19 protein-coding genes and 3 pseudogenes are annotated in these 21126 nt (G+C 76.1%); 7 read left to right on the top strand and 15 right to left on the bottom strand.

Annotated elements, in window-relative coordinates:
• On the top strand, nt 1-849 hold the full coding sequence (locus ACF07S_RS26425) for an ArsR/SmtB family transcription factor (protein ID WP_391975272.1): 849 nt from the start codon (nt 1-3) through the stop codon (nt 847-849).
• Nucleotides 850-912: 63 nt separating this feature from the next.
• On the opposite strand, the gene ACF07S_RS26420 is transcribed toward ACF07S_RS26425, so the two are convergent.
• The 3 genes and pseudogenes from ACF07S_RS26420 to ACF07S_RS26410 form a co-directional block, all read right to left on the bottom strand.
• The gene (locus ACF07S_RS26420) at nt 913-1323 is read right to left on the bottom strand and encodes a cupin domain-containing protein (RefSeq protein WP_391975271.1); all 411 of its coding nucleotides are present in this window, start codon (nt 1321-1323) and stop codon (nt 913-915) included.
• Complete coding sequence (locus ACF07S_RS26415) at nt 1320-1862, bottom strand: hypothetical protein (protein ID WP_391975270.1); 543 nt, start codon at nt 1860-1862, stop codon at nt 1320-1322. The genes ACF07S_RS26420 and ACF07S_RS26415 overlap by 4 nt, the downstream gene beginning before the upstream one ends.
• A gap of 304 nt (nt 1863-2166) precedes the next feature.
• A pseudogene (locus ACF07S_RS26410) lies at nt 2167-2394 on the bottom strand (SpoIIE family protein phosphatase); the annotation flags it as partial.
• 106 nt (nt 2395-2500) lie between these two features.
• Here ACF07S_RS26410 and ACF07S_RS26405 point away from each other — a divergent pair.
• Both ACF07S_RS26405 and ACF07S_RS26400 read left to right on the top strand, forming a co-directional pair.
• Nucleotides 2501-3064, top strand: a complete 564-nt coding sequence (locus ACF07S_RS26405) for a hemerythrin domain-containing protein (RefSeq protein WP_391975269.1) — start codon at nt 2501-2503, stop codon at nt 3062-3064.
• 355 nt (nt 3065-3419) lie between these two features.
• Entirely contained in the window at nt 3420-4661 is a 1242-nt protein-coding gene (locus ACF07S_RS26400; protein ID WP_391975290.1) for an MFS transporter, read from the top strand.
• Between the two features lie 172 nt (nt 4662-4833).
• On the opposite strand, the gene rfaE2 is transcribed toward ACF07S_RS26400, so the two are convergent.
• The 8 genes from rfaE2 to ACF07S_RS26360 all read right to left on the bottom strand — a co-directional run bounded on the left by rfaE2 (nt 4834) and on the right by ACF07S_RS26360 (nt 13849).
• Nucleotides 4834-6240, bottom strand: coding sequence for a D-glycero-beta-D-manno-heptose 1-phosphate adenylyltransferase (gene rfaE2 / locus ACF07S_RS26395; RefSeq protein ID WP_391975268.1), 1407 nt, complete (start codon nt 6238-6240; stop codon nt 4834-4836).
• Nucleotides 6237-6863, bottom strand: coding sequence for an SIS domain-containing protein (locus ACF07S_RS26390; protein ID WP_391965824.1), 627 nt, complete (start codon nt 6861-6863; stop codon nt 6237-6239). The genes rfaE2 and ACF07S_RS26390 overlap by 4 nt, the downstream gene beginning before the upstream one ends.
• 95 nt (nt 6864-6958) lie before the next feature.
• On the bottom strand, nt 6959-8236 hold the full coding sequence (locus ACF07S_RS26385; protein ID WP_391975267.1) for a glycosyltransferase: 1278 nt from the start codon (nt 8234-8236) through the stop codon (nt 6959-6961).
• Nucleotides 8233-9198, bottom strand: a complete 966-nt coding sequence (locus ACF07S_RS26380) for a glycosyltransferase (protein WP_391965826.1) — start codon at nt 9196-9198, stop codon at nt 8233-8235. Before ACF07S_RS26380 ends, ACF07S_RS26385 begins: the two co-directional genes overlap by 4 nt.
• Before the next feature lie 100 nt (nt 9199-9298).
• Nucleotides 9299-10366, bottom strand: coding sequence for a glycosyltransferase family 2 protein (locus ACF07S_RS26375; protein WP_391975266.1), 1068 nt, complete (start codon nt 10364-10366; stop codon nt 9299-9301).
• Entirely contained in the window at nt 10363-12027 is a 1665-nt protein-coding gene (locus ACF07S_RS26370; RefSeq protein ID WP_391975265.1) for a carbamoyltransferase, read from the bottom strand. Before ACF07S_RS26370 ends, ACF07S_RS26375 begins: the two co-directional genes overlap by 4 nt.
• Before the next feature lie 75 nt (nt 12028-12102).
• The gene (locus ACF07S_RS26365) at nt 12103-13065 is read right to left on the bottom strand and encodes an NAD-dependent epimerase/dehydratase family protein (protein WP_391975264.1); all 963 of its coding nucleotides are present in this window, start codon (nt 13063-13065) and stop codon (nt 12103-12105) included.
• Nucleotides 13066-13342: 277 nt separating this feature from the next.
• Nucleotides 13343-13849: a hypothetical protein gene (locus ACF07S_RS26360; protein WP_391965830.1), complete on the bottom strand. Its 507-nt coding sequence runs from the start codon at nt 13847-13849 to the stop codon at nt 13343-13345.
• Nucleotides 13850-14317: 468 nt separating this feature from the next.
• Between ACF07S_RS26360 and ACF07S_RS26355 the strand changes: the two genes are divergently transcribed.
• The 4 genes and pseudogenes from ACF07S_RS26355 (at nt 14318) to ACF07S_RS26340 (ending at nt 16523) form a co-directional block, all read left to right on the top strand.
• Complete coding sequence (locus ACF07S_RS26355; protein WP_391965831.1) at nt 14318-14500, top strand: hypothetical protein; 183 nt, start codon at nt 14318-14320, stop codon at nt 14498-14500.
• Nucleotides 14501-14522: 22 nt separating this feature from the next.
• A pseudogene (locus tag ACF07S_RS26350) lies at nt 14523-15219 on the top strand (hypothetical protein).
• A 54-nt stretch (nt 15220-15273) separates the two neighbouring features.
• Nucleotides 15274-15435, top strand: a pseudogene (locus ACF07S_RS26345) (DUF6895 family protein); the annotation flags it as partial.
• Nucleotides 15432-16523 (top strand): serine hydrolase domain-containing protein, encoded by a 1092-nt coding sequence (locus tag ACF07S_RS26340; RefSeq protein ID WP_391975263.1) that lies wholly within the window; start codon nt 15432-15434, stop codon nt 16521-16523. The pseudogene ACF07S_RS26345 and the gene ACF07S_RS26340, both read left to right, overlap by 4 nt.
• A 75-nt stretch (nt 16524-16598) precedes the next feature.
• On the opposite strand, the gene ACF07S_RS26335 is transcribed toward ACF07S_RS26340, so the two are convergent.
• The 4 genes from ACF07S_RS26335 to ACF07S_RS26320 form a co-directional block, all read right to left on the bottom strand.
• A complete protein-coding gene (locus tag ACF07S_RS26335) occupies nt 16599-17966 on the bottom strand; it encodes a carbohydrate-binding protein (RefSeq protein WP_391975262.1) in 1368 nt (455 codons plus the stop codon).
• Nucleotides 17967-18128: 162 nt separating this feature from the next.
• A complete protein-coding gene (locus ACF07S_RS26330; protein WP_391975261.1) occupies nt 18129-19793 on the bottom strand; it encodes an alkaline phosphatase D family protein in 1665 nt (554 codons plus the stop codon).
• A gap of 261 nt (nt 19794-20054) precedes the next feature.
• Nucleotides 20055-20822 carry a metallophosphoesterase gene (locus ACF07S_RS26325; RefSeq protein ID WP_391975260.1) on the bottom strand — a complete coding sequence of 256 codons (768 nt, stop codon included), beginning with the start codon at nt 20820-20822 and terminating at the stop codon, nt 20055-20057.
• A complete protein-coding gene (locus tag ACF07S_RS26320) occupies nt 20819-21106 on the bottom strand; it encodes a BON domain-containing protein (RefSeq protein ID WP_391965836.1) in 288 nt (95 codons plus the stop codon). The genes ACF07S_RS26325 and ACF07S_RS26320 overlap by 4 nt, the downstream gene beginning before the upstream one ends.
• Nucleotides 21107-21126: the final 20 nt, after the last annotated feature.

Genomic DNA, 21126 nt, shown 5'->3' with positions numbered 1-21126 from the left:
ATGGACGAAGCCGCAGACAAGGCCGAGGACCGTGCCACGGACGAGGCCGAGGACCAGGCCGCAGACGAGGCCGAGGACCGCAGTGCGGAGCGGGCGGCGGACAGGATCGAGCCGGAGCTGGCCCGCGCCGCACGCCTGCTGGCCAGCGCCTCCCGGGCCCGGATGCTCAAGGCGCTGTGCGACGGCCGGCCGCTGGCGGTGACGGTCCTGGCGGCCGAGGCCGGAGTGAGCGTGCCGACGGCGAGCGTGCACCTCGCCCACCTCGCCGAGGCCGGGCTCGTGCGGGCCGAACACGCGGGACGGCACCGCTACTTCCGCCTGGCCGGTCCCGACGTCGCCGCCGCGCTGGAGGCGCTCGCCGTCATCGCGCCGCCCGACCCGACCCCGGTGACCACCCTGCGCGCCCACAGCCGGCACAACGCGCTGCGGAGATCGCGCACGTGTTACGACCACCTCGCGGGATCCCTGGGTGTGGCGCTCATGGGGACCTTCCTCGACCAGGGGCTGCTGCGGCGGGAGGGGAGCGACGCCGCCGGCTCCCGCCCCGACCGGCCCGCTTCCTACGGCAGGCAGGCGACGTATCACCTGACCGGCCGGGGAGCCGAACGCTTCACCGCGTTCGGCATCGACGTGGGCGCGCTGGCGCGGGGGCGGCGTCCCGTGGTGCGCTACTGCGTCGACTGGAGCGAGCGGCGCCACCACCTCGCCGGTGCGCTGGGGGCCGCGCTGGCCGCCCGGTTCTTCGACCTCGGCTGGCTGCGGTACGGCCTCTCGCCGCGCGTCGTCCACCTCACCGATGCCGGCAGGGACGGGGTGCGGGAGGCGTTCGCGATGGAGATCGCCGACTGAGGCCGGCGCGGCACGGGGCGGGGGAACCATCCCGGCCGCCCCGTGCCGCGTTGCCCGGCCGGGTCAGTCAGCCTCCCGGGACACCGTGGGCGCCTCCCGCACGCCGAGCACGGTGACGCCCGTCTCGGTGCGCACCCGGTGCACGCTGCCCGGGTCCTCGATGACCAGATCGCCGACGGTGTAGCGGTCGCCGTTGTCGTTGATGAGCTCTCCGTCGAGGACGAACATCAGCTCGTAGCCGAGATGTTCGTGCAGGTCGCCGTGGGCGCCCGGACCAAAGCGCACCAGGAACGCGGTCGCGCCGTGCGGTGCGGGGGTGGCGTACAGCGGCCGTATCTGCACGCCCGCCCGGCCCGGCTCGTCCCAGCCGCTCCATTCCAGGGCGTCGCGCCCCTCGGCGGTGAGCAGGCCGCGGAGCACCGTGACGGTGCGCTGCCGGTGCGTGTCGGTCCGGCCTGTGAGCGTGTCGCTCATACCGGGGCTCCTTCCGGTTCCGGGGTGGGAACGGTTGCTTCCACGACCGGGTGGGTCGCGGGTGACGGGGTGCCGGGGTCGGTGTGCGGGACCGCGTCGAGGGCCGCGGCGGCGACGGCGTCGGCGTCGCGGATGAACTCGTTCCACGGCCCGGGGCGTCCGTTGCCGACCAGCGTGAACCAGCGGGTGTGCTCGGTCGGCAGGCCGAGGACGGTCAGCCCGGTCACCGGACGTCCCTCGGCGGTCAGCGGGTGGAACGGGCTGCGGGTGACGGCCACGCCGCCGGTGCGGAAGGCCGCCTCGCCCTCGCCGTTGACGAACTCCGTCCACAGGCCGCGCCGCAGCAGGTTCACGGTCAGCGGCGAGGGGTCGAGCCGTACGTCCGGGTCGGGGATGCGCGCGTCGATCAGGACGTCCGCGAGGACGTCCGAACCCGGTACGGCGTCGGAGGAGACGACGAAGGAGTCCGCCTCCGCGTCCGCGGTGAACCGGGCGCCCGGCCCGACGACACGCAGCAGCCCCGCCTCGATGAGGGACATGGCACAGCGCACCCGCATCCGCGGCGGCCCGGCCACGAGGAACGAGTGGCGCGGCGCGAAGCGGGCAGCGGCGCGGTGACCTCGCATTGCGCGCCCCCACACCACCATCGGACACGCCCATGGGGGAGAGGCGCCGGAGGCGGACGGGACCTCACCTCCCCGTCCGCTCACGCGTACCCGCACGCGCTCGGGCCCGGACGTCACGTCCGGGCCCGAGCCGGCCATCGACACCGGAAGCGGTCCCTCGGATCGAGGGGCCGTTCCTCGGCGAGGCCGGAGGACGGTGCCGGACGACAGCGGGAAGTCAGCCGCGCCACTCCACCATGAGCAGCGTCGCGTCATCGATGGTCTGTCCGCCCCGCGCCCGCTTGAGCGTGTGGGACAGGGAGCGCGTCACCGCCCGGATCCCGCGGCCGGTTTTCCCCAACTGGTTCACACAGTCGATCAGCTGCTCCTCCCCGAACTCCTCCGCACCGGTCCTGTGCTCTTCGGCCAGTCCGTCGGTGAAGCAGAGGACGCGGTCCCCGCGCTCCGGCCTCAGCCTGCTGATCCGCTGCTGGAGTATTAACTCCACCCGCCCCCGGGAACCCGGGGGCGGGTGGCCCCGCCGGGTGCCACCACGAACCGGAGGTGAGGACATGGGACACGGAGGCAACGTCATCGACGAACTGGCGACCGACCACCGGGAGGTCGAGGAGCTCTTCGGCAAGATCGAGGCACTGCCACCCGGCCACAAGGACCGCAAGGTGTACGCCGACCAGGCCACGATGGAACTGGTCCGGCACTCGGTGGCCGAGGAGGCCTACCTCTACCCGGCCGTCCGCGAGCACGTGACCGGCGGGGACGCTCTGGCCGACAAGGAGCTCGAGGACCACGCCACGGCCGAGCGGATCATGAAGGACCTCGAGAGCCGGGACGCGGGCGACGCCGAGTTCGACCGGCTCATCGGCTCGCTGATGAGCGAGATCCGCGAGCACATCGCCGACGAGGAGCAGAACCTGTTCCCGCTGCTGCGCGCCTCCTGCTCCCAGGACGCGCTCGACCAGCTCGGCGACAAGGTCCGCCAGGCGAAGAAGACGGCGCCGACCCGGCCGCACCCGGCCGCCCCGGACAAGCCCCCGGCGAACAAGCTGCTGGCACCGGGCGCCGGAATGGTCGACCGGCTGCGCGACGCGCTGAGCGGGCGCGGAAAGCTCGGCTGAGCCACAGGGGAGGGGCCCGTCGCGCGCGACGGGCCCCTCCCCTGTGCCCGCACCTCCCCCGGCCACTGTGATCAACCGCACTTCGCACCCCAAGTCCCTCGCACCACGACACATTTGACGCACCCGGCCACATGGTCACCGGCCCTGCGGAACCGGCTCGGCGTTCTCTTCTGCCACGATGGTCCGCGCCCCGTCCGGTGACGGGAACCGCCGCGCGGCGCTGCCGGCGTTCCGCTTCCCGCGCCCCCTCCGCCGAGCCCGCCGGCTCGTCTCCGAAAAGCGCACCGTGTCTTCCTCGCCCCTCCCTGCCCAGCCCCCGTCACGCTCGCCCTGGCGCGCCCTGCGGCACCGCAGCATGCGCTGGTGGTCCGTCGCGAACCTCGTGTCCAACGCCGGTACGTGGATGCAGCTGACGGTGCAGAACCTGCTGGTCCTGCAGATCACCGGGTCCGCCGCCGCCACGGGTCTGTCCATGTCCGTGCAGGCCGCTCCGGCCCTGCTCATGAGCGTTCTCGGCGGCGCGGCCGTCGACCGCTGGCCACGGCGGCTGACGGCCGCCGTCGGCCAGGCGCTGCTGGCCGCGATCGCGTTCACCACGGCCGTCCTGGTGGCGCTGGACCGGCTCGACATGACGTCGCTGATGGTGCTGGCCGCCGTCACCGGCATGGTCGCCACCGTCGACAACCCGGCCTGCGCCCTGCTGGGCAACGACCTCGTCCCCGCCGAGGACGTGCCGTCCGCCATCGGAGTGGGCGCGCTGGTCTTCAACGCGGGGCGGCTCGCGGGCGCCGCGCTCGCCGGGGTGACGGTCGGGTTCCTCGGCACCTCCGCCGCCTACTTCGCCAACGCGGGCTCCTTCCTCTTCGTGACCGCGGTCATCCCCTTCCTGCGCCCGGCGGCGGGAGCGGTCCGCCGCGCCGCCCCGGACGGCGGGCGCCCGCGGCCGGACCTGACCGTCCGGGAGGGGCTGGCCTTCTTCGCCCGCCGGCCCCGGCTGCTCGCGCTCGCCGGGGTCACCGGCGTCAGCGCGGTCTTCGGCCGCAACTACGGGCTCACGCTCGCCGTTCTGGTCACCGGGCCGCTCGCGGGCGGCGCGGGCACGTTCGGCACGGTGTCCACCGTCCTGGCCGTCGGCGGGATCCTCGGCGCGGTGCTCGGCGCACGGCTGCGCAGGCCGTCCGTCCGGCTCGTCGGCGCCCTCGCGGCGACGGGCGCGCTGCTGCAGGTGGCGGCGGGCATGTCGCCCTCGTCGGCGGTGCTGCTGGTACTGGTCCTGCCGATGGCCGTCGTGGAGTCCGTCTCCGACACCGCGGGAACGGCCGTCCTGCAGACCGACCCGCCCGCCCGTCTGCGCGGCCGCGTGCTCGGGGTCTGGGGCAGCATCGGCACCGTCTGGGGTCTGGGCGGCCCGCCCGCCCTCGGCCTCCTCATGGAACTCGCCGGTCCGCGCGGCGCGCTGATCACCGGCGGCCTGGTCATCGCCGGCTCGATCGCGGCGGGCCACCTGCTGCACGCCCGCCGGACCTCCGCCCCGCTCCCGCACCGCACGGAACGGACCGACGTGACCGGCCGCGCCGCCCTGGAGGCAGCCGCCTGACCCCCCACCGCCGGCCTCCGGACGTTCCATCGGCCCGTCCGGCGTTCCGGGGCCCGGCCCGTTCCGGGCCGGCGGGGCGGGGGCGACCCGCGGCGGTCGGGGCCGCTTCCGGCGTTTCCGGGCGCCGCTTCACCCCCGTTCCGGCCGTGGCGCTCCCCGGGGGAAGGCCCGCTCAGCCGTCCGCCGACTTCAGGGCGACCGCCGCCGCGCGGGCCGCGCGGCGGGCCAGCAGAGTGGTGGAGCGGCCGTCCAGGTAGGGGAGGACCACCGCCTGGCCGCCCCAGCCGCGCAGCACCTCCGCCTCCGGCAGGGCCTGGACGGAGTAGTCCCCGCCCTTGACCCACACATCCGGCCGCAGCCGGTCCAGCACCGCTTCCGGGGTGTCCTCCTCGAAGACCACGACCGCGTCCACACTGCCCAGCGCGGCCAGCACCCTGGCCCGGTCCGCCGCCGGGTTGAGCGGGCGCCCCGGTCCCTTGCGACGGGTGACGGAGGCATCGGAGTTGAGGCACACGATCAGGCAGTCGCCGATCCGCCGGGCGCTCTCCAGCAGGCCGACGTGCCCGGCGTGCACCAGGTCGAAGCAGCCGCCGGTGGCGACCACCGTGCCGCCGCGCGCCCGTACGGCCTCCGCCAACTCGAAGGCGTCGACCGCCGGATCCCGCCCGGGGCGGGGGACGGCCGGCGCGTGCCACAGGTCCGGGTTGCCCGCCCCGCCGGCCGCGACGAAGGCGGCGGCCTCGGCGACCGCCCGTTGCAGGGCCTCCTCGGGGAGCAGCCCGTCCGCCAGGGCCGCGACGGTCGTCGCGGCGAAGCAGTCCCCCGCGCCGCACGGGTCCCCGTCGGCCCGGAACGGCGCCGGGATCAGCATCGGCGTCCCCCCTCCGGGCCGGGTCAGCAGCACGCCGCGGTCGCCCAGTGTCACGGCGACGCCCACCGCCCGCCACCGCTCCGCCAGTGCCGCCCCGAGCTCGGCGAACGCGCCCAGCGACGACGTCGGCGCACCGGCGCACAGGGCGAGGGCCTCGGCGGCGTTGGGCGTGACGATGCGCGTCCCCGGCACCGGCGGATCGCCCCTGGGGTGCGGATCCCACACCAGGGGGGTGTGCCGGGCCACGGCCTCGAGATGCGCGCGCACGGCCCCGGCGGTGTGCCGTCCGTAGTCGGCCACGAGGACGGCGTGCGCGTCCTCGAGCGCCTCGCGCACCGCGCCGTCCGGCTCGCCGGGCGTCCCCCCGCCCCGGTCGATGCGCACCACGGGCCGGCCGCCCGCCAGCACCCGTGTCTTCACCGGCAGCGTGCCGTGCAGCGGCAGCTCCAGCAGCCGGACCCGGCCGCTGAGCTCCCGGCGCACGGCCTCGCTGGCCGGGTCGTCGCCGAGCGCGGTCACCAGGACCACGTCCCGGCCGCCGCGGGCGGCGAGCGCGGCGGCCAGCCCGGCCCCGCCCGGATGCCGGCGGTCCCCGGTGACGTCGACGACCGGGGCGGGGGCGTCCGGGGCCAGCCGGGTGGCGACCCCCTCGATGTCCTCGTCGAGGAGGACGTCCCCCACCACCGCGAGCGGTTTCGGACCGGTCACGAGGTCCTCCCCGGGACGGCCGTCGCATGCGGCGCGGGGGGTGCGGACACGGCGGCGTCGAAGGACTCGCAGAGCAGGTGGACGGCGACCAGGTGCGTCTCCTGGACGGTCGCGGTGCTGCCCGCCTCCACGCACAGCGCCTCGTCGGCGGCCTCCGCCAGCGGGTTCGGGCCGGGCCCGGTGAGCGCCCACACGCCCAGTCCGGCCCGGCGGGCCGCCACCGCGGCCGCGATCAGGTTGGCGCTGCGGCCCGAGGTGGACAGCAGCATCAGGACGTCCCCGGGCCGCCCGTGGGCGATCACCTGGCGGGCGTAGACGTGGTCGAACCCGTAGTCGTTGCCGATGGCGGTGACGCTGGAGGTCTCCGCGTGCAGGGCGAGCGCCGAGTAGGCGCGCCGCTCCCGGCGGTAGCGGCCGACCAGCTCGGCGGTCAGATGCTGGGCCTGGGCGGCGCTGCCGCCGTTGCCGGCGGCCAGCAGCCGCCCGCCGTCGGTGAGGACGGTGCCGAGACGGCCGCCCCACTCGGCGATCCGGGGCAGAGCGTGCCGGCGGAACCGGTCGAGGGCCTCCTGGAGCGAGCGGCAGTGCAGATGCGCGGCGTCGAGCGCGGAGTGTTCGGTCATCCTGTTCGGGCGCACCGCCTCGGTGAGGACGGCGGCGGGACCCGCACCTCCTTTCCAACTTCCCGAAATGTCGGCGGCCGGCCACGGCCGGTGGGTCAGCCGGTTCCGGTCGCGGCGGACCCGGCGTCGAGGACCTCGCAGTACGCCGCCTCGGTGGCCGCGGCGATCCGCCGCCAGCCGTAGCGGCTGAGCACCCGGCGGCGCCCGGCCGCCCCGCACGCCTCCCGGGCGGCCGGATCGGCGAGCAGACCGGCCACGGCCCGGGCCAGCGCCCCGGGATCACCGGGCGGCACCAGCCGGCCCGTGCCCGGATCGGCGACCGTGTCGAGCTGTCCGCCGACCGCGCTCGCCACCACCGGGCGGCCGCAGGCCATGGCCTCCAGCGGGACGATCCCGAAGGGCTCGTAGTCGGCGGGGCACAGCACCACGTCGGCGGAGCGCAGCAGCGGCGACACCCGGCCGGCGTCCACCCCGCCGGTGAACAGGACCCGGTCGGCGACGCCCGCGTCCCGCGCGACACCGCGCAGCCGGCGCACCTCCGGGTCGTCGTCGAGGCCGTCCGCGGGGGGCCCGCCGACGACGACGAGTTCGGTCCCGGGCAGCCGGGCCAGCGCGGCCACGGACACCGCGGCCCCCTTGCGCGGCACCAGCCGCCCCAGCTGCATCAGCCGGTACCGGAACGGCCCGCCCGGCGCGACCGGTCCCACCGGCGTGAACCGGTCGGTGTCGACCCCGCACGGCACGACACCGATCCGGTACGCCGGCACCCCCATCCGGACCAGCTCGGCGACCTCGTCCCGGCAGGTGGCGATGACGCGGTCACACCCCCGCCCCACCTCGGTCTCGCAGGCGATCCGCTCCGGGGGGCTGGTGTCCGCGAGCCCCTGGTGCCGGCGCTTCACCGTGCCCAGCGCGTGGAACGTGTGCAGCAGGGGCAGCCCCAGCTCCCGGGCCGCCCGCAGCGAGGCCAGCCCCGACATCCAGTAGTGCGAGTGCACCACGTCCGGGGGGTGCGCCCGCCACACCCGGGCCAGCTGGCGCCCGAACTCCGCCATGTACGGCAGCAGCCCGTCCTTGGGCACGGGTTCCGGGGGCCCCGCCGGCACATGGTGCACCTCGACACCCTCGCGCAGCCGCACCCGGTCGGGCAGGCCGGGCGCGTCGCGGCGGGTGTGCACGGTGACGCGGTGACCGCGGTCGGCGAGCGCCCCGGCCAGGGCGGCGACATGGACGTTCTGCCCGCCCGCGTCCACCCCGCCGAGCACGGCGAGCGGGCTCGCGTGCTCCGAGACCAGGGCGATCGACAGCACACCCGGGGCGAGGCCGTCGTCGCCGGGCGGGCCGGCGGGCGGGAAACCGGTGGTCGGGGTCATGAGCACACCTCCGTGATCAGGCGTTCCCAGTCGTCCAGGAACCGCTTGAGCCCGTACCGCCCGAGGGCGGCCTGCCGGGCCCGCGCGCCGTCCGCGGCGGCCGCCGCGGGATCCGCCAGGTAGCGGCGGGCGGCCCGGGCGAGGACGTCCGGCCGGGTGGACACGGTGCCCGCGCCGTCCGGCACCGCCTCCACCGCCTCGGTGGTGGCCAGCGCCAGCACGGGCATGCCCAGGTGCATCGCCTCCAGCAGGGACAGCCCGAGGGAGGTCCAGCGCACCGGGTGCAGGTACATCCGCCGCTCGGCCATGGCCGCGTGCAGGTCGCGCTGCGGCAGGTCGGCCGTGCGGCACCGGTCCGGCGGCAGCCCCAGACGGCCGGCCAGACCGTCGGTACCCATGCCGAACACGTCCAGCGGCACCGCGCCGGCGAGCGCGGGCAGCAGGTCCGTACCGGTGTACCGGCCGCGCCGCAGCGGCTCGTTGACGACGACGGCGGCGCGGTCCAGCCGGCCGGTGTAGCGGTGACCCGGGTCGGGGACACCGTGCTCGATCACCTCGGTGCGGGTGGTGCCGCAGTCCCAGAACAACCGGTTGAAGTGGGTGACGTGCACGAGGGTCAGATCGGCCCGGTCCGCGCACGGATGCCGGGTGTCCGGTACGTCGCCGTCCGGGGCGTTGTGCTCCAGGTACACGGCCGGCACGTCCCGGCCGGGGCGCCGCCCGCCGAGCCATCGCCCGGCGAGGCGGAACTCGTGCGGACGTTGCAGCACGACCAGGTCGAACGGCATGTGCCGCAGCTGTGCCGGTGCGGCCTCGCGCACCGACGCGGGCCAGGGGAAGGTACGGGCCCGTCCGAGGCCGTCCGGACCTCGGTCCGGGGTCACGGGGACGACATAGGTGTGCGGGCCCTGCACGAACGCCGTCGTCCAGGAGCCGTGCACGTGCCACAGCAGGATGTTCATACGGCCGCTCCTCGGTCGGTCCGCTGTTCCCGCCCCCGCCGGCGCCGGCCCGGACGGTGCGCGGACGGCCGGGGGTCCGCGGCCGGGCCGCCGGGGCGGATCACGATCCGAGCCGTTCGCCGAGCGCCGGGGGGTGCGCGGGCGCCGTGTCGCCGGGCCGGCGCGGGCGGTGGGGCGGCGCGCCGCGGTGGACGAGCTGCCCGCGCAGCCAGTGCCAGGTGGCGGCGGGCGGGATGAGTGTGCTGGTGAGGACCATGGTGAGGATCTCGTCCGGGGTGCGCGGACCCGGCAGGATCCGGGCGAGGGCGAATTCGGCGGTTCCCGCCAGCCACCCGGCGGCGCAGGCCGCCGCGGCGCCCGGCCGGCCGGACAGCGCGCAGCCCACGGCCGCCAGGCCAGCCGCCGTCACCGCGAGGTGCCCCGGCAGACGTCCCCGGGGCGCCTCGGCCCGGCGCCACCAGCCGCGCCCGTGCAGCCGGGTCATCAGCACGTCGTCGGCGTTGCCGGCCTGGAGCCGTACCGAGGCCCAGCGTCCGGCCGGGCGTACCGGATGGGCGGTGGTGCGGCGCCCCCCGGACAGCGTCCAGCCGGCGTCGAGCAGCCGCAGCGCCAGGTCCGCGTCCTCCCGGAAGGCCCTGCGGAACCGTTCGTCGAAACCGCCGGCGGCCTCCAGGGCCCGGCGGCGGTACGCCATGTCGGCGGTGATCCAGCGGGCGGTGGCGAGGCCGGCGGTGCCCCGTTCCCAGTCGGTGGGCCGGCGGTCCGGCGGCAGCGGAACCTCGATGCGGGCGGTGACCCCGGCGGTCACGACACCCGCCCCGGCGAGGTCGAGGGCGAGGTCGTCGGCCCACGTGGGGCCCGGGACCACGTCGTCGTCGAGGAAGACGATCCACGGAACGTCCCCGGCGGCCCGCCACCCGGTGTTGCGCGCGGCGGCCGGCCCCCGTGCGCCGCCGGGGACGACGAGGGTGCGCGTGCGCAGGGACGGCGGAACGGCGGCGGTCAGCGGCGCGCCGGCGGGATCCGGACGGTCGTCGACCACCACGACCCTCTCCGGACCCGGCCCGTCCGCCTCGGACAGTGCCAGCAGGCACGGCCCCAGGCTGGGCCGGCCGAGGGTGGGCACCACGACCGCGTACGCGCCGCCCGGTGCGGCGGGCCCGGTCATTGCAGGGCCTCGCCGTCGGCGGCGCGGAAGAAGTCGCCCCGCCGGATCGCGTACGGGCCGATGGCCAGGAGGTCGACGGGGGAGGAGCCGAAGCACTCCAGGGCGTCGCGCGGGTCGTCCACCATGGGCCGGCCCGCGGTGTTGAGGCTGGTGTTGACGACGACGGGCAGCCCGGTCAGCCGCTCGAACTCGCCCAGCATCCGCGCGACCAGGGGCTCGCGCGCCGGATCGACCGTCTGGATGCGGGCGGTGCCGTCCACGTGCACCACGGCGGGGATGCGCTCCCGCCAGGCCGGGGCCACGTCGTGCACGAACAGCATGTACGGGCTGGGCAGCGGTCCGTCGAAGACGCCGGCGGCCCGGTCGGCGAGCACCATCGGCGCGACCGGCCGGAACTGCTCGCGGCCCTTGACGTCGTTCAGCCGCTCCAGATTGCCCGCGTGCCCGGGGTGTGCCAGCAGCGAGCGGTGGCCGAGCGCGCGGGGGCCGTACTCGCCGCGCCCCTGGAACCAGGCGACGATGCCGTTGTCCGCCAGGGCCCGGGCCACGGTGGCAGCGATGTCCGCCGGCCGTTCGAAGGGGACGGCCGCCGTCTTCAGCCAGGCGCCCAGCTCCGCGTCGGTCCAGTCCCGGCCGAGGTCGGCCCCGGTCATCGGCTCCGGCGCGTCACCGGCGCCGGCGGACAGCAGCAGGGCGCCGCCCAGCGCGGTCCCCGCGTCACCGGCCGCGGGCTGCACCCACACCCGGGAGAACGGACCCTCGCGGGCGATGCGGGAGTTGGCGACGCAGTTCAGGGCGACGCCCCCGGCGAGGGTGAGCACGCGGTCGTGGGTACGGCCGTGCAGCCAGCGCACCAGGTCCAGCAGCGTCTCCTCCAGTACGGCCTGGGCGCTGGCGGCGGCATCGGCGTGGTCCCGGGTCCACGGCTCGTCCGGACCGCGCGGCGCGCACAGCTCGGGCCAGGGCACTCCGGTGGCGTGGAAGCCGCCGTCGCCCGTCGGGTACACGTACCGGCGCAGCTCGGCCAGCATCCGCGGGGTGCCGTGGGAGGCGAGGGCCATCACCTTGAACTCGTCGGAGGACCGCAGGAAGCCCAGGTGCTCGGTGAGTTCCTCGTAGACCAGGCCGAGCGAGTGCGGCAGGTCCTGCGCGTGCAGCGGTTCGAGCCGGTCGCGGACGCGGCGGGCGGCGAGGTGGGAGGCGCGTTCGCCGCGGCCGTCCAGTACGAGGACGGAGGAGTCCTGGGCGTCGGGCGCGGCGAAGGCGCCGGAGGCGGCGTGCGCCATGTGGTGCGGCACGAAGCGGACGATGCCCGGGTCGAGGCCGGGCAGCGCGGTCCGCAGGAAGCCGGGGGCCTCCCGTGCGTAGGTGAGCCGCAGGTGGTCCCACGGGTCGTCCAGGCCCATCGCGCCGGCGGGGCGGGCGAGCGCGGGGTCGAAGGAGTAGGCGACCGCGTCGAGGTCCCGGGGGCGCAGCCCGGCCCGCTTCAGGCACCAGGCGGCGGCCTTCTCGGGCAGTTCCCAGGCGGAGAAGGGCAGCGGCCGCTTGCCGTGCTTGCGCCGGGTGAAGCGTTCCTCCTCCGCGGCGGCGACGGTCCGCCCGTCGATCACGAGGGCGGCGGCGGGGTCGTGGAAGAGGGCGTTGATTCCGAGGATGCGCATGGGCGGACGGGCCTTTCGCGGATCGGAGCGGCCGGTCGGGCCGCGTGTCCTGGGCCGGAGGGGGGAGGGCCGCGCTCAGTGACCGGCTTCGGCGCGGAACCAGGCGATCGTGCGGCGCAGCCCCTCCTCGGCGCCCACCCGGGGCTCCCAGCCGAGCTTGTCGCGGGCCAGCGTGATGTCGGGGCAGCGCACGGCCGGGTCGTCCACCGGGCGCTCGATGTAGTGGACGCCGGAGCCGGACCCGGTGAGTTCGATGACGAGCCGGGCCAGGTCCAGCATGGTGATCTCGGAGGGGTTGCCGATGTTGACGGGGCCCCGCATGCCGTGGGCGGCCGCCGCGAGGACGCCGGCCACCGTGTCGTCGACGTAGCACAGCGAGCGGGTCTGGCGGCCGTCCCCGGTCACGGTGAGGGGTTCGCCCGCCAGGGCCTGCCGGACGAAGGTCGGCACGGCGCGGCCGTCGTGTCCGCGCATCCGGGGGCCGTAGGTGTTGAACAGCCGCACGATGCAGGTGTCGATGCCGTGGGCCTCCGCGTGGGCGGTGGTCAGGGCCTCGCCGAAGCGCTTGGCCTCGTCGTAGACGCTGCGCGGACCGACCGGATTGACGTTGCCCCAGTAGCGCTCCTCCTGCGGGTGCTGCCGGGGGTCGCCGTACACCTCCGACGTCGAGGCGAGGACGAAGCGGGCCCCGGCCTCCCGGGCGAGCCGCAGGGCGTTGCGGGTGCCGGAGCTGCCCGCCTCCATGGTGTGCAGCGGCAGGCGCAGGTAGTCCGCGGGGGAGGCGGGGGAGGCGAAGTGCAGGACGAGGTCGGGGGGCCGGACCACCGGCAGCCCCTCGGCCACGTCGGCCCGGACGAGGGTGAAGCCGGGCCGTTCGAGCAGCGGGGTGACGTTCTCCGGCCGGCCGGTGCTGAAGTCGTCCACGCAGGTGACGGCGGCGCCCGCGGCCAGCAGGGCGGAGCACAGATGGGAGCCGACGAATCCGGCTCCGCCGGTGACGACGGCGTGCTCCCAGGTCCGGGATATCGCGGTGCTCATGTCGTTCGGCCCTCCGTCGGAGCTGTCGGACGCGGGGGCCGACACGTCCGCCTCCGGCGCCGGGCCGAGGCCGTCGACCCCTCGATCAGCCTGGGCCGCCCCGGCCCTCACGGCACGAGCACCTACTGCAAACCGGTGAATCACGGAGCGTGAGGACGGCGCCGGGTGCGCCGTTCGGGCAGGTCACGGACGGAAGACGGCGGATCCCGCTCGGCGCGGCGGGACCGCCGCGCGGGCCGCGTCCGCCGGGCCGCGCCTATCGGGCGGCGGTCCCGGGTCAGGGGACGAGGGTGGCGTCCGGGTCCAGGCGGGTCAGGAGGGCCGAGTGGTGGAGCGCGGCCACGGGGGCGAGGAGGTCCGGGTGGCGCAGGAGGGCCGCGGCCCGGCGGTCGCTCTCGCCGGGGGCGAGGAGGCGGCCGAACTCGTCGGGCCCGCTCCCGGCGAGCGCCGCCACCGCGGCCGAGGCGAGCTCCGGATCGGCGAGCAGGCAGGCGGCCCAGCTGGCCACGACCTCGTCGACCCAGGTGCGCCAGGCCTGCGCCCCGGTGTCCCCGCCCGCGTCGGCGCGGGTGACCCGGTCGAGCCGCGCCGCACCACCCGGGCCGGCCAGGGCGACCAACGCCGCGTCCATCGCCGTCGGGTACCGCAGCCGGGCCGCGACCGTCACCGCCTGCCGTGCCTGCGCCTCGCACAGGGCGGAGGCCAGCGCCCCGCCGGGGGCGGGGAAGGAACGCGTCAGCCACTGCGCGGTGGCCGCTATGACCGGGGAGAGATTCGTCTGCACTGCCGGGCCGTCCGAGCCGAGGGGGTGGGGGGACCGACGGAACGGTAGCCGCCCGCGTGCCCGTCCCGACATGGCCCGGGTCTCTTTCGGCACGTGGTCCCGGCCACACCCGGGCGGGCCGGGCCCGCTCCCGCGGCGTCCCCGGGAAGCGCGGGGCACCCGGCGGCCGGGGGAGCGGAGTACACGGTGCCGGCGCGGAACCCCACGATCCCGCCGCACCGCCTCCGGATCCGTCCGCACTGCGGTGCCCCTCTCCCCGGGGTCCGCTGAGGAGAGGTCAGGGGCGGTACCCCCGCCGGGTTCCACCGGAGGCCGACGTGGCACCGGCAGCGTCCGCGCCCGCCGGGGTTGGCACTCCGGCCTGTTGAAGAAGTGACGAAAGTACGTCCTGTCAAAAACAGCGCAGTTTGTGCCTTATGGGTTCTTCTGGGATGAAAGGTACTCGTTGCATCTTGAGGAGATGGTGTTATGCGTTCCGAAGAAACCCAGGAACTGACCGGCATCCGCAGCGTCGACATCGAGGCCGCGCTCGACCCGGTCGAGGCCGACGGTGTGTACCGCGACAGTCGGCAGTGCGCCGCCGCTGCTCTCCTCTCCGGCGCGGTCAAGCTGCTGCTGTCGCCCCCGACCCCGCGTCCGAAGAAGGGCTGAACGGATCGACGGGAGCGGTCACATGGAGCAGTCGGGCACTTCGGCCCTCCTGCAGGGCGCGGTGCAGGACATCGCTTCCGGCGTGGTCTCCGCCCTCCGGGACGGGGGCCACGTGCGAGCGGTACCCCTCGCGGGAACCGACGGGGGGGGCGGGAGAACCGGCGCTCGCCGCCGTGCGCGTGCTGGGATCCGACGCGCTGCTGGCGAGCCTCCTGCTGCGCACCCCGCCCGACCCGGCGGAGACGGCCTTGTTCCGCAAGGCGGTCGAGGCCCACCCGCCCCGGGCGGACGCCGCGCCCACCGTCCGCTGGAGCCACTGGGGCATGGCGCGCACCCTGCCACGGGTCGATCCCTCCTCCGCCTCGGGACCGCCCGACGAGCCCGGCACCGGCTGGCTCGACGAGGCGGGCTGGCAGGTCCTCATCCACCAACTCGCCGTACTGGCACCGCTCGCGCTGCCCGGAGAGGAGTGCGCGGTGAGCCGCGTGGCCGGGCGCCGCCCGGTGGACGTCGCCCGCGGATTCGTCCGGGCGGTGCGCCGCAGGGACTGGCGGCAGGCCGCCGGTGCCGGCCGCTGGCTGACCCTGCTGTCCGGCGTACCGGACACCGTCGGCCTCGTCTCCGGCCTGGACTTCGTGGAACTGATGGGCGGGGACGACCCGCTCGTCGCCCTGCACGTGCGGGCGGCGCGGCTGACGCGGGCCGGAGCACTCGTGTGACCGCGCCCGACGAGGGCGCCACCGGGGACGTCCGGCGGATCGCCGAGGACGCGCTCCGCGCAGCAGCCGGACGGCGCCATGCCCGCGATCCGGACGATGCCCGAGGGCGACGCGGAGGCGGTCTTCGACGTCGTCTACCACTCGACCCTGGTCGCCGCCTTCGCCTCCGTACTGGCCACCTCACGCGCCCTGGCCGAGCTGGCCGGGGCCTCATGACGACGGCCCCCCGCACGTCCTGGCCCGGCCGGCCGGCCGCCCCGGACGACGGGCCCGCTCCGCGCCCCGGCCCGGGACCGGACGACGAGCGCTGGGGCGAACGGCTCGAGCGGGCCGTCGCCGCGGCCGACGCCCCCGACGCCGTCTTCGCCCTCTCCCTCCGGGGCCGCCGCACGCTGCGCACCGGCGGCACCGTCCCGCCCCCGCCGTACCCCCGCGACGCGCTGCGCCACGAGATCGGCTCGGCCACCAAGACGTTCACCGGGCTGCTGCTGGCCCGCCTCACCGGCAGCGGCCGGGTGTCCGGCGGGGAGCCGGCCGTCACCCTCCTCGACGGCGACCGGCCGCCCGGCGGGGACCCGGTCACCCTCGCCCACCTGGTCACCCACACCGCCGGACTGCCGGCGCTCCCGGCCGGCTTCTACGCCCGGGCACTGCCCGCCTGGCGCAGCAACCCCTACGCCCGCTTCCCCGACGCGTGCGTGATCGACGCCTTCCTGCGCCACCGCCCCCGTCACCGGCCCGGCACCCGCTGGCGCTACTCCGACTTCGGCGTCGCCGTGCTCGGCCACGCCCTGGCCGCCGCCACCGGCACCCCGTGGCGGACCCCGATCGCCGATCAGCTGCTCGCGCCCCTCGCGCTGCACGGGACGGCCCTGCGGGCGGACACCGGCGGGCGTGACGCCACCGGGCACGGCAAGGACGGCCGAACGGCCGTGCCCCCCTTCGACGCCGGCGGCTTCCAGGCGGCCGGCGCCGTCCGGGCCACCCCGCACGACCTGCTCACCTTCCTCGAGGCCCATCTCGACCCCGCCCGGTCACCGGAACTGGCCGACGCGCTGAACGCCGTACGCACCCCCGTGCTCCGTCGCGGGCCCGGGCACCGGCATGTGCACACCGTCGCCTGGTTCCGGCACCCGGCCGGGGACGGTCCCCTGTACTTCCACGGCGGGGCGACCCTCGGCCAGCAGGCCCTCCTCGGTTTCCGGCCCGGCACCGGCACCGCCCTGGCCGCGGTGTGCACCCGCCGTTTCCGCGCCCGCGACCCCTTCCCGGCCACCGCCTACGCCCTGCTCGCGGAGGAGTGACCCGCCGACCTCGCGGACCCCGCGCACCGACGGCCGCGGCGCCGACAACCGGACGGCGCCGCGGCCGTCACACGGTCACAGCCGCTGCCACAGCGCCGGCGTGCCGGCCGGCGCCCACGCGCCCTGCGCCTGGTGGGTCTGCAGACACCGGTAGCGCACGCCGTCCCGGGTCACCGTGGTCCCGGCCTCGTAGACGCGGCCCGCCGTCCACGCCTGCGCGCCGTCCTCCTGCGGGTCCGGCGTCGTCTGCGCGGCGGTGACCAGCGTGAGCCCGTAGTCGCCGAGGATCGGGTTGACGGGCTGGTAGAACGTCGTACCGCCACCGCCACCGCTGCAGTCCCCGGAACCGCCGGAGGTGACGCCCTGCGCCTGCGCGCCCGCGACGAACGGCCCGCCCGAGTCGCCCGGCTCGGCGCACACCGTCGTCCGGGTCAGCCCGTCGACCGTGCCCTGCGGATAGCGGACGCTGGTGTCGTGCTGCTCGATGGTCCCGCAGCGCCATCCGCTGGTCGAGCCCGAACGGCACACCGCGGCCCCGAGCAGCGCCTGGACCGACCCGGTGACCTGCACCTCCTGGCCGTCCTGCGCCTTGACGTCGGGCGTCGGCGTCCACTGGCCGCCGGTCGCCACCCACGCCATGTCCTTGCCGGGGAAGGCGGAGGCCTGGAAGGTGCCCTGCGCCGTGCGGTCGTACCCGGTCGTCGTCGCGCCGGGCCCGCCGCAGTGACCGGCGGTCACGAAGCCCGCCTGCTCACCCCGGGTGACGGAGAATCCGACGGAGCAGCGTACGGAGTCGTCGACGTAGAAGGCGTCGCCGCCGGTGAGGTCCTGCAGCAGGCGCGGCCGCTCCGCCGTCATGCGGATGCCGACGTCCTCCGCCTGGAGGCCGGCGGCCTCGACGAAGGCGGTGCCGGCCGCCTGGCTGGTCGCCTGCACCATGAGCCGGTTCTTCGGCACGTCGACGTACCAGACAGGCGTGTCGAGGGTCTCGCCCCGGGCGGCCGCCGCGTCCAGTTTCCGTTTGGCCGCCGCCAGGTCGGCGAGCGTGCGCCGGACCACCGCGGCCGTGGCGCCCTGGGCCTCGATGGCCGCCACGTCCTTGGCGTCGGTGGTCGCGACCGTGAGCTCCTCGGAGGTCGCGCCGCGCACCCAGGCCCCCGCGAACCGGTCGCCGAGGGCGTTGCGCAGCCGGCCCGCGCGGGTGCCCGCCTCCGCCTCGTTGACCAGCCGCCGGGAGGCCTGTCCCGCGTCCAGGCCCAGGTCACGCCGGAGCGCGCCGAGCAGATGGGGCGAGGGCCGGTCGGCGCCGAGGGTCTGGTCGGCGCCGGGCGCCGCCCCCGACGCGGGGGTGGGGTCGGCCGTGGCGGGGAGCCCGGCGAGGACGAGGGCGCCGAGCAGCGTGAGGGCCGACCGGCGCGCGGTCCGGGCGTGTCTGGGGACCATTCGGCACGTCTCCTTCGTTCGGGAGGTGAAGCTGCCGGGGAATGTCAGGCCTTGCCCGCGGCACCCGGCGCGATGCCACGACACGCGCGGATTCGCGCTTTGGTGACACCGGCGGACGCCAGGTGCAGTACGGGGGACGACCCGGCCCGGACCCGGGCCCGGTCAGACGGGCGTCAGACCGGGCGAGCCCACCTCGGTGACGAAGGAGGCGGCCGTGGAGACGGGGGCGCCGGGCGTCGTCACGACCGGGACGATCCGGAAGTCGGCCCGGGCGTTCTCCCGGCCCAGCTCCACCGTGACGTAACCGCGCCGGCCGTCGTAGAACCGCAGATGCGGGTTGGCCCGCGTGTAGGTGTCCCAGTTGGCCGGCCGCTGCGCCCCGTTCCCGCCGCTGGCGACGGAGGTGCACGTCAGTTCCGTGCCCAGGGTGGCGGAGTCCGGGTCGTCGAAGTCGTCCTTGATGTCGAAGGCGTAGCCGACGTGGACGTCTCCGGTGAGGACCATCCAGTTGGCGACCCCGGCGGCCCTGGCGCCCGCGATCAGCCGGGCGCGGTTGGCGCGGTAGCCGTCCCAGGCGTCCATGGAGAGCTTGGCCCGGGCGTTCAGGTCCAGCCTGCGCTGCGAGAAGCACACCTGCTGGGGCATCACGTTCCACAGCGCCGCCGAGGCGCCCCACCCGTCGATCAGCCAGCGCTCCTGGGCGTCCCCGGTGAGGCTGCGCGCGGGGTCGTCGGACTCCGGTCCGGGCACGTGCGGGGTGTCGCCGTAGGCCTGGTCGTCGCGGTACTGGCGGGTGTCGAGGATGTCGAACTGGGCGAGCGTGCCCCAGCGCAGCCGGCGGAACAGCTGGGCGTCGGGGCCGTCGGGGAGCTGGTCGGCGCGCAGCGGCTGGTTCTCCCAGTAGGCGCGGTAGGCGGCGGCGCGGCGGGCGAGGAACTGCGCCGGGTCGCTGCCGTTCTCGTCGACGGCGCCCGCGTAGTTGTTCTCGGTCTCGTGGTCGTCCCAGGTGACGACGAACGGGTGGGCGGCGTGGACGGCGCGCAGGTCGGGGTCGCTCTTGTAGAGCGCGTAGCGCATCCGGTAGTCGGCCAGCGTCGTGGTCTCGCGGTGGAACACGGACGGCAGCACGACGTCGGTGTAGCCGCGGGCCCCGCCCGCGGAGTCGACGGCGTACTCGTAGAGGTAGTCGCCGAGGTGGAACACCACGTCGACGTCCTCCCGGGCGAGGTGTCCGTGGGCCGTGTAGTAGCCGTCGTGGTACGCCTGGCACGCCACCGCGGCCAGCCGCAGGCTCGCGGTGTCGTCGCCGGCGGCGGGGGCGGTGCGGGTACGGCCGGTGGGGCTGATCCAGGATCCCGTGCGGAACCGGTAGTAGTAGTGGCTGTCCGAGTCCAGGCCCGGTACGTCGACGCGCACGCTGTGCGCGTACTCGGGGTGGGCCTCGGCGGTGCCCGCCCGTACGACCAGGACGAAGCCCTCGTCGGCCGCGACCTCCCAGGAGACCTCCACCCGTTCCTGTCCCAGACCCCCGTCCGGCTCGAAGGGAACCGGGGCGAGCCGGGTCCAGATGAGCACCGAGGCGGGCAGCGGGTCACCGGAGGCGACGCCGAGGGTGAAGGGGTCCCGGGTGATCCGGGCCGCGTCGAGCCGCGGCGCGGCGAAGGCGCCGCGGGCGGGCCGGTTGGTGGTGAAGGCCAGCGCGGCGGCCGCGGCGGCGACGGTCAGGAACCGACGGCGGGCCAGATGCCGTGCGGCGGTGCGCAGTTCGGCGTCGTGGGAGGTGAGGACGGGCGGGGACGGTGGTCCGGAACGGCCCGGCAGCGCCATCTGGTGTCCTCTCGTACGGGCTCCGGCGGATCGACGGGCGCGGGCCGGCGGCCGACACGGGCAGGCGAGTGCGATCCGTGTCCCGGGCTGGTGCGTGGCGGGGCCGGCCACGGGACACGGAGCCTGCATGCTAAGCAGATGAAATGCGCATAACGGGCGCGCCGTGCCGGGGTGTTCACACGAGAGGCGGTACTCGGCCCGGACCGCGGGCACGACGAAAGCGCCGCCGGTGCGGACACCGGCGGCGCGTGGACGGGCGGGTCAGCCGGCCGTCGCCCCCGTCACGGAGGCGGCTGCGGCCCGTTGCCGGACCGGCAGGTGGTAGACGTGGAAGGCGCGGCCGATGACCGGCTGGGCGACGTTGCGCACCTTGACGCCCCCGCTCGTCATGCCGTGCTCCGTGCCCGCGTGCGCGTGCCCGTGCACGGCGAGGTCGGCGCCGGCCGTGTCGATCGCCTCGGCCAGCAGGTAGCTGCCCAGGAACGGATAGATCTCCAGCGGCTCGCCGGCCAGCGTCTCCGGCACGGGGGAGTAGTGGGTGAGGGCGATCCGGACGTCGCAGCCCTCCCCGTCCAGCCGCTCCAGGGAGGCGCGCAGGCCGTCGGCGCACCGGCGGGAGGCCCGGACGAACTCCTTCATCACCGGTTCGCCGAACTCCCCGGCGCTCGCCCCGACGAACCCGCCGCCGAAGCCCTTGGTGCCGGCCACCCCGACCCGCGCGTTCCCGGCCCGTACGACCGTGGACTCGCCTTCCAGGACGTGGGCGCCGGCGTCCCGCAGGACGGCCGTGACCTCGTCCGGCCGGTCGTCGTGGTGGTCGTGGTTGCCCAGCACGGCGACCACCGGCACGTCCAGGTCCCGGATCTCGTCGGCCACCACCCGGGCCTCGTCGACGGTGCCGTGCCGGGTGAGGTCGCCGGCCAGCAGCAGGAGGTCGGCGCACTCGGACAGGGTGTCGAACGCGGGGCGCAGCACGCCCCGGGTGTCGGGACCCATGTGGATGTCCCCGACGGCGGCGACCCGGATCATGACAGCTCCTCCGCGTGGTCGGGCGAGGAGGGCTCGCTGATCACGATGTCGCAGTGCACCTCGAGTCCGGCGAGCTCCCCGCGTACGGTGCTCAGGACGTCCTCGCGGCACCCGGCCGACGGGACGGTGCCGGTGACCAGGACGCTGCCGCCGCGGACCTCGACCCGCACGCCGAGTTCGCCGAGTTCGCCGGAGGCGAGACGGTCCTGGAGGTGGGCGACGCGGTACTCCGTGGTCCGCCCGGCCGCTGTGCCGCCTGTGGACGCGGCGTCGTGGGTCTTCATGGCGTTCCTTCCGCGGACGT

Source organism: Streptomyces sp. NPDC016640, assembly GCF_043076215.1.
Classification (GTDB): Bacteria; Actinomycetota; Actinomycetes; order Streptomycetales; family Streptomycetaceae; genus Streptomyces.
This window is presented reverse-complemented; position numbering and strand designations above follow the sequence as displayed.

Excerpts from the sequence above, each read along its gene's own strand:
- ACF07S_RS26385 (WP_391975267.1), bottom strand. The coding sequence starts at position 8,236 with ATGACCCCGACCACCGGTTTCCCGCCCGCCGGCCCGCCCGGCGACGAC.
- ACF07S_RS26420 (WP_391975271.1), bottom strand. The coding sequence starts at position 1,323 with ATGAGCGACACGCTCACAGGCCGGACCGACACGCACCGGCAGCGCACC.
- ACF07S_RS26405 (WP_391975269.1), top strand. The coding sequence starts at position 2,501 with ATGGGACACGGAGGCAACGTCATCGACGAACTGGCGACCGACCACCGG.
- ACF07S_RS26370 (WP_391975265.1), bottom strand. The coding sequence starts at position 12,027 with ATGCGCATCCTCGGAATCAACGCCCTCTTCCACGACCCCGCCGCCGCC.
- ACF07S_RS26425 (WP_391975272.1), top strand. The coding sequence starts at position 1 with ATGGACGAAGCCGCAGACAAGGCCGAGGACCGTGCCACGGACGAGGCC.
- ACF07S_RS26365 (WP_391975264.1), bottom strand. The coding sequence starts at position 13,065 with ATGAGCACCGCGATATCCCGGACCTGGGAGCACGCCGTCGTCACCGGC.
- ACF07S_RS26320 (WP_391965836.1), bottom strand. The coding sequence starts at position 21,106 with ATGAAGACCCACGACGCCGCGTCCACAGGCGGCACAGCGGCCGGGCGG.
- ACF07S_RS26325 (WP_391975260.1), bottom strand. The coding sequence starts at position 20,822 with ATGATCCGGGTCGCCGCCGTCGGGGACATCCACATGGGTCCCGACACC.
- ACF07S_RS26390 (WP_391965824.1), bottom strand. The coding sequence starts at position 6,863 with ATGACCGAACACTCCGCGCTCGACGCCGCGCATCTGCACTGCCGCTCG.
- ACF07S_RS26330 (WP_391975261.1), bottom strand. The coding sequence starts at position 19,793 with ATGGCGCTGCCGGGCCGTTCCGGACCACCGTCCCCGCCCGTCCTCACC.
- ACF07S_RS26335 (WP_391975262.1), bottom strand. The coding sequence starts at position 17,966 with ATGGTCCCCAGACACGCCCGGACCGCGCGCCGGTCGGCCCTCACGCTG.
- ACF07S_RS26415 (WP_391975270.1), bottom strand. The coding sequence starts at position 1,862 with ATGTCCCTCATCGAGGCGGGGCTGCTGCGTGTCGTCGGGCCGGGCGCC.
- ACF07S_RS26340 (WP_391975263.1), top strand. The coding sequence starts at position 15,432 with ATGACGACGGCCCCCCGCACGTCCTGGCCCGGCCGGCCGGCCGCCCCG.
- ACF07S_RS26380 (WP_391965826.1), bottom strand. The coding sequence starts at position 9,198 with ATGAACATCCTGCTGTGGCACGTGCACGGCTCCTGGACGACGGCGTTC.
- ACF07S_RS26400 (WP_391975290.1), top strand. The coding sequence starts at position 3,420 with ATGCGCTGGTGGTCCGTCGCGAACCTCGTGTCCAACGCCGGTACGTGG.
- ACF07S_RS26375 (WP_391975266.1), bottom strand. The coding sequence starts at position 10,366 with ATGACCGGGCCCGCCGCACCGGGCGGCGCGTACGCGGTCGTGGTGCCC.
- ACF07S_RS26355 (WP_391965831.1), top strand. The coding sequence starts at position 14,318 with ATGCGTTCCGAAGAAACCCAGGAACTGACCGGCATCCGCAGCGTCGAC.